The organism is Stieleria sp. (assembly GCF_041595215.1).
In the GTDB taxonomy this organism is placed as follows: domain Bacteria; phylum Planctomycetota; class Planctomycetia; order Pirellulales; family Pirellulaceae; genus Stieleria; species Stieleria magnilauensis.
Genome location: NZ_JBFHKV010001266.1, coordinates 1 through 2,215 on the forward strand (window position 1 = coordinate 1; position 2,215 = coordinate 2,215).

The 2,215-nt window shown below is 60.9% G+C and carries 1 protein-coding gene and 1 pseudogene; one reads left to right on the forward strand and one right to left on the reverse strand.

All coding sequences use genetic code 11. From position 1 onward, the window contains the following. Positions 1-263: 263 nt before the first annotated feature. Complete coding sequence (locus tag ABX749_RS30400) at positions 264-1,523, reverse strand: beta-ketoacyl-[acyl-carrier-protein] synthase family protein (RefSeq protein WP_145219305.1); 1,260 nt, start codon at positions 1,521-1,523, stop codon at positions 264-266. A gap of 277 nt (positions 1,524-1,800) precedes the next feature. On the opposite strand from ABX749_RS30400, the pseudogene ABX749_RS30405 reads away from it, so the two are divergent. Continuing rightward, positions 1,801-2,215 (forward strand): annotated as a pseudogene (locus ABX749_RS30405) (hypothetical protein); the annotation flags it as partial.

Genomic DNA, 2,215 nt, shown 5'->3' on the forward strand with positions numbered 1-2,215 from the left:
TGAGGAGAAGCCCGGACGCTAGCGCGAACCGGCTGATTTCAACCGCTGACCAGCCGTTTGGCGAGGGGCCTACGGCCCTAACCTGACGAAACGGAGAAGCCCGGACGCTGGCGCGAACCGGCTGATTTCAAACGATGATCAGCCGTTTGGCGTGAGCCTATGGGCCTAACCTGAAGAAACGGAGCCCGGACGCTGGCGCGAACCGGCTGACATCAATTGACGATCAGCGGTTTGCCGCAGGCCAACGGGCCAACACCCGACGGCTAGATTCGGCCGATGATCACGACCGAGTTGATGCCGAGCATGCCGAACGAATTGTTCAGGATGTAATCGACCTTACGAGCTTCCTGGACTTCGTTAAGCACCAGCCCCGGCAGCCGACAGTCTTCGTCGAGCGTATCGACATTGATCGTCGGGTGGACCGCAGAATCACGGAACGAGGCCAGATTGCCGGCCAACTCCAACGCCCCGGCGGCGCCCATCGCATGACCGATGTAGCTCTTGGTGTTGTTGATCCGGACGTTCTCACAGTCACCGAAGACCGATCGCAGTGCGGAGCATTCCTGAGCGTCGCCGCTGGAGGTCCCGGTCGCGTGGGTGCTGACGATGTCGATCTGATCGGGCTGCAATCCGGCACGGTCGAGCGCCATCTGGACGCACTGGGCCTGTCGTTCCGGGTTGGGCAAGACGAAATCGGTCGCGTCGGTGTTCATCGCATAGCCGACCAATTCGCCGTAAATCTCCGCGCCACGTTTTTTCGCGTCGCTGAGCCGTTCGAGCGTGTACAAACAGCCGCCCTCGGCCACCACGATGCCGCTGCGGTCGACATCAAACGGCCGCGAGGCTTTGGCGGGGTCTTCGTGGCTGGCCAACGCGTTCTGGCTGTTGAAACTGGCGAAAATCCCGAACGTGTGAATGCTCTCGCTGGTGCCGCCGGCGATCGCCAAATCACATTCGCCCAACCGCAACATCTGGGCACCTTGAATGATCCCCGCGTTTCCAGCCGCACAGGCCGCCCCGATCGTGTAGTGCGGACCGGTGACCTTTAAGTTCAACGCAATCTCGCCGGCCGGGTTGTTGGCAACCGTTCGCGGATTGTGATGGTGCGACCAACAACTGGTGTCGTAGTCGAATCCCTTGATCACATAGATCTCGTTCTCGGTTTCCACGTTCCCGTGCTCGGTCACGCCGACGTAGATGCCGACCCGCGACTTGTCGGTGTTTTCCCAGTCGATTCCGGCATGCTTGATCGCTTCGTTGGCGGCATAGACGCCGACGCTGCCGGCGCGTGTCCCGCGACGGAGATCTTTCTTGGTTTGGTAGCGGGTCGTTTCGAAATCACAGATCCCCGCCAGCGTCTTGCCGAAGTAGCGGATTTCGTAAGGCTTGACGCCGCTGCGTTTTTCCAACAGCGCTTCGCGAAACGCATCCCAATCATTTCCGTTGGGAGCGGTCAAGCCGATTCCGGTGATGACGATTCGCTGTTCGTCGGGTAATTCGGAGGCGAGATTGGGAGCGATCACGTGCTTGCTGGGGTGGGGTCGGTCTGGTCGGTCGGGTTTCGCGTGCGTACAAATCCTTGCCTGCTGGAACCGAGCGTACCAGTTAAGAAATAACCGATCAATGGTCGCCGACGACGCGATGGCTGGCTGGATATACTGAACCGGGGGGACAGTCACCGCGCAACATCCCTACTTGCTTTCGCGTCGCGGTCGTGTCGCCAGACGGCGGCCACCGCACGTCTGCTGCCGTCGCTCGTTCGAACGCCTTCCCCCTGACACTTTTTGAGTCCGAATCGATTTGACTACGCTGTCTCCTTCCCCCACCGCAATCGATGCGACGCGTCAGAAATGCAGACAAACGCTTGACCGAGTTCGTCGCGAATTGCTGCAGGCCCAAAACGATGCCGGGCACTGGACCGGCCAACTGGCCGCCAGCGCCCTGAGCACCGCGACGGCCGTCAGCGCGATGGCGGCCGTCCTACAGCACGGCAATTCCCAGCACGGTGATTCATCGCTGCCACAACAGCAAGAGTCGCTGCGATCGCTGATCGGGCAGGGGATGGAGTACCTGAGCGGCCAACAAAACGACGATGGCGGATTCGGCGACACCGACCGCAGCCACTCGAACATCGCGACCAGCTACTTGGTGCTGGCGGCGTCGACACTGGCGGAAAAAGTCGGCCAGCAACCGCTGCCGTCGACCGCGATCGACA